The following is a 3,709-nucleotide window of genomic DNA, read 5'->3' on the forward strand; positions in this document are numbered from 1 at the left end:
CTACCACGCCGGTCGTGCCGATCGAAGCGGCGGCAAAACCTGCCTGCTCCCAGATCTGGCGGGTGAAGGCGGCAACCGATGTCTTGCCGCTGGTCCCGGTTACGGCGACCATCGTCCGAGGCTGCTTGCCAAAGAAGCGCGCCGCGCTCAGCGCCAATGCCAGACGCGGATCATCGACGGCAAGAACCGGGATCGACAGACCGGAGATGGTATTGCCTTTGGCCGCCACGATTGCGGCAGCGCCGCGGCCGGCGGCATCGGCGGCATAGGTCGAGCCATCAGCCTTGCTGCCGGCGAGCGCGAAAAAAACGACGCCCGGTCTTACCTGGCGGGAATCGGAGGAGAGACCGGTAACCTCCAGATCGGGGGAAGCTGTTCCCTCGACAGGCAGGATGCCGGCTAGATTTTTCAGATACATTGAGTCCCGTTCACCGCAACAAAATAGCGCGCAGTTGCCGGCGCGCCCCAAGAATCACTGATAGGAAACCAGCGTTGCACCATTTTCATGGCTGAAATCTGGCTTCACGCCAAGCATCGAAGCCGCACGCCTGATGATGTTGCCTGCCATGATGCCGGCATTCGAGGCGGCGGTGGCGCCCATGCCAGGCTTTTCCGGCTTCGGCTCATCGGCGATAGTCAGCACGATATATTGCGGATCGTCCATCGGAAAGGCGGCGACGAAGGCGTTGAAATTCTTCTCTTTCGAATAACGACCGTTGACGACCTTTTCCGCCGTGCCCGTCTTGCCGCCGACGCGGTAACCCGGAACCCTGGCGCTCTTGCCTGAGCCTTTCTCGGCGTTGAGTGCGTAGAGATAGCGCATCCCTTCCACCGTTGTGTCCTTGACCACCCTTTTGGCCACCTCCATCGCCTGCTCGGCCGTGCGCGGCAGAAAAGTCGGCTCGATCAAATAGCCACTCATCAATGCGGCGCAGCCGACGGCAGTCTGCAGGGGCGTTGTCGAGACGCCATGGCCGAAGGCGATGGTGATCGAATTGACCTGCTTCCATACTTTCGGCTCGGTCGGGCGCGCCACTTCCGGCAATTCCGTCTGCATCTTTTCGAGCACGCCTAGCCGATGCAGGAACTCGCGATGCCCTTCGATGCCGACAGCCTCGGCTTCTTTGGCCGAGCCGATGTTGGATGAATAGATGAACACTTCGGGCACCGAAAGCACACGGCCTTTGCTGTGGAAATCATGGATGGTCTGGCGGCCGATCCTGATCGGGCGCGACGCATCGAAGCGACTCTCCAGCGTCACCTTGCCGGAATCGAGCGCCATGCCGGTGGTGAAGCTCTTGAAGGTCGAGCCCATCTCGTAGAGGCCGGCCGACATGCGGTTCAGCCGGTCCTTTTCCTGAGCATTGTAGGGATTGTTGGGGTCGAAATCCGGCACCGAGGCCATGGCCAGCACTTCGCCGGTCTTGATATTGAGGACCACCGCGCCGGCCGCGATCGCATGGAACCGCTCCATGCCGGTCGCCACCTCGTCGCGCACCACATGCTGGACGCGCAGGTCGATCGACAGCTTCACCGGCTTCAGGTCCCTGGCCACCGCCAGTCCTGACGCCTGCAGATCGGTCAGGCCCTGGTCATCGATGTACTTCTCCATACCGGAGATGCCCTGATTGTCGATGTTGGTGAGCCCGACAATGTAGGATGACGTTTCGCCGCTCGGATAGAAGCGGCGCTTTTCGGTGCGGAAACCGAGACCCGGGATGCCGAGCGCCATGATGTCGGCCTGCTGCTTCGGCGTCAGCTGCCGCTGCAGCCAGACGAACCCGGCGCCGCTCTTCAGCTTGTGATAAGTCTGCTCGTAGTCAATCTCGGGAAGCACGGTCGAGAGCTTCTCGATCGCCTCGTCGGCGTCGACGATACGGCGCGGCTCGGCGAACAGCGACGCCGTCTTGATGTCGGTCGCCAGCACCTCGCCGTTGCGGTCGACGATGTCCGGCCGCGATGCAGTGACGCGGCTCTGCGGACCACCCGAATTGTCCGGATTCTGCAGGCCGAGATAGACCAGTCGGCCGGCAATCGTCGAATAGATGGTGAAGAACACCGCCATCGTCATGACGATGCGGGTCTTGGCCTTGCCGCCGGTTGCCTTGCGGGCGGCGTCGACGACGATCGAGCCGTCCTCAGCTGCCTTGCTTCGGCGCTTCAGCAGGTTGCCGATCCCTGGAAGCCTACTGATCATTGCACGGTGCTCCCGGTCACCACCGGATCCTTGCCGTCCGACGGCCCTTTGCCCGAATTGTCGGCCATGCCGCCGAGCGGCTGCGACGACAGGTCCTCGATATTGAGCGGCTTCATCGGCACGTCGTCGAGCCCGCCGATTTGGTGGGCGTTGAGCGGCTCGAGCCCGAGCTGCGACTTGTAGATTTCGGCAAGCTTCTGCAGCCGCGCCGGCTGGGTGAGCAGGCTCCAGTCCGCCTTGAGAAGATCGATTGTGTCTTCCTCGTAGCGGATCTGCGCTTGCAGCTTCTGCACCGCCGCCAGCTGGTCCTCGGCCTCGCGCTTGGTCTTGTAGGTCAATGCCGCCGCCGAGACCATGACGGCGATCAGGACTATATCGCTGGTGCGAAACACGTGCTTACCTCTCCCCCGGCCGCTCGATGGCGGGAAGCTTTGGAAGGCCGAAAATCGAAAAGTCGCCGGCGCGCGCAGGCGCGCCGGTGCGGATTGCCGCGCGCAGCCTCGCCGAGCGCGCCCGCGGATTGCCGGCGATCTCGGCCTCTCCCGGCGTCACCCCGCCGCCGGATTTGCGGAAGGTCGCCAGCCGCGCCGGCGCGTCCGGCATATGACGCGATCCGCTGGCCGCATCGGCGCGATCGGCGATGAAGCGCTTGACGATGCGATCCTCCAGCGAATGAAAGGTCACGACGGCGAGCCTGCCGCCCGGCTTCAGCACCCGCTCGGCGGCGAACAGCGCGCTCGCCAACTCGCCGAGCTCGTCATTGACGAAGATGCGCAGCGCCTGGAAGACGCGGGTGGCGGGATGGATCTTGTCCTTCGGCGCGCGGCCGACATGGGTGGCGATGGCGTCGGCAAGATCGAGCGTGCGCTCGAAGGGCCGCTTCTCGCGCCGGGCCTCGATCATGCGGGCGATGCGGCCGGCATGCCGCTCTTCGCCGAGAAAGCCGAAGATGCGGGCAAGATCGCCCGCCTTGAAGGTGTTCACGACGTCGGCGGCGCTCAGGCCAGCCTGCGCCATGCGCATGTCGAGCGGTCCGTCGGCGCGAAAGGAAAAGCCGCGCCCGGCCTGGTCGAGCTGCATCGACGAGACGCCGATGTCGAGCACGACGCCGTCGGCGCTTTCGACATGCTTGTCCAGGGTCGAGAACGGCTCCTGAACAAGCTTCAGCCTGCCGCCGGCCTGCTGTTCCAGAGCCTTACCCGCGGCGATCGCATCCGGATCGCGGTCGATGGCCACGACCGAGGCGCCGCGCTCGAGGATGGCGGCGGTGTAGCCGCCGGCGCCGAACGTGCCGTCGACGATCGTCTCGCCCGCCTTGGGTTCAAGCGCCTCCAGCACTTCGGCAAGGAGGACCGGAATGTGACGGACCAGTCCGCCAACGGCGTGAGGATCATCGCCGTGGCCAGTCATCATTCCGGTCGCTCCCCGGGCTTCGTCCCCTGCCGAAGCTGCAAAAGCCTGGCTCGAGCCTGCGCCCCATAGGCGGCAAGTCGGCCCGGCCCCCAGCTCTGG

At 64.4% G+C, this 3,709-nt stretch carries 4 protein-coding genes; all 4 read right to left on the reverse strand.

Annotated elements, in window-relative coordinates; all coding sequences use genetic code 11:
• The coding region (locus EOA32_RS34690) for a Mur ligase domain-containing protein (RefSeq protein WP_245499494.1) at positions 1 to 418 on the reverse strand (418 nt) is incomplete at its 3' end.
• Positions 419 to 472: 54 nt separating this feature from the next.
• Positions 473 to 2,197, reverse strand: coding sequence for a penicillin-binding protein 2 (locus EOA32_RS34695; protein WP_066990727.1), 1,725 nt, complete (start codon positions 2,195 to 2,197; stop codon positions 473 to 475).
• Entirely contained in the window at positions 2,194 to 2,589 is a 396-nt protein-coding gene (locus EOA32_RS34700; protein ID WP_066990723.1) for a hypothetical protein, read from the reverse strand. The genes EOA32_RS34695 and EOA32_RS34700 overlap by 4 nt, the downstream gene beginning before the upstream one ends.
• Before the next feature lie 4 nt (positions 2,590 to 2,593).
• Complete coding sequence (rsmH, locus tag EOA32_RS34705; protein WP_128374100.1) at positions 2,594 to 3,610, reverse strand: 16S rRNA (cytosine(1402)-N(4))-methyltransferase RsmH; 1,017 nt, start codon at positions 3,608 to 3,610, stop codon at positions 2,594 to 2,596.
• Positions 3,611 to 3,709: the final 99 nt, after the last annotated feature.

The sequence above is a fragment of the Mesorhizobium sp. M1A.F.Ca.ET.072.01.1.1 genome, from assembly GCF_004023325.1.
GTDB lineage: Bacteria > Pseudomonadota > Alphaproteobacteria > Rhizobiales > Rhizobiaceae > Mesorhizobium.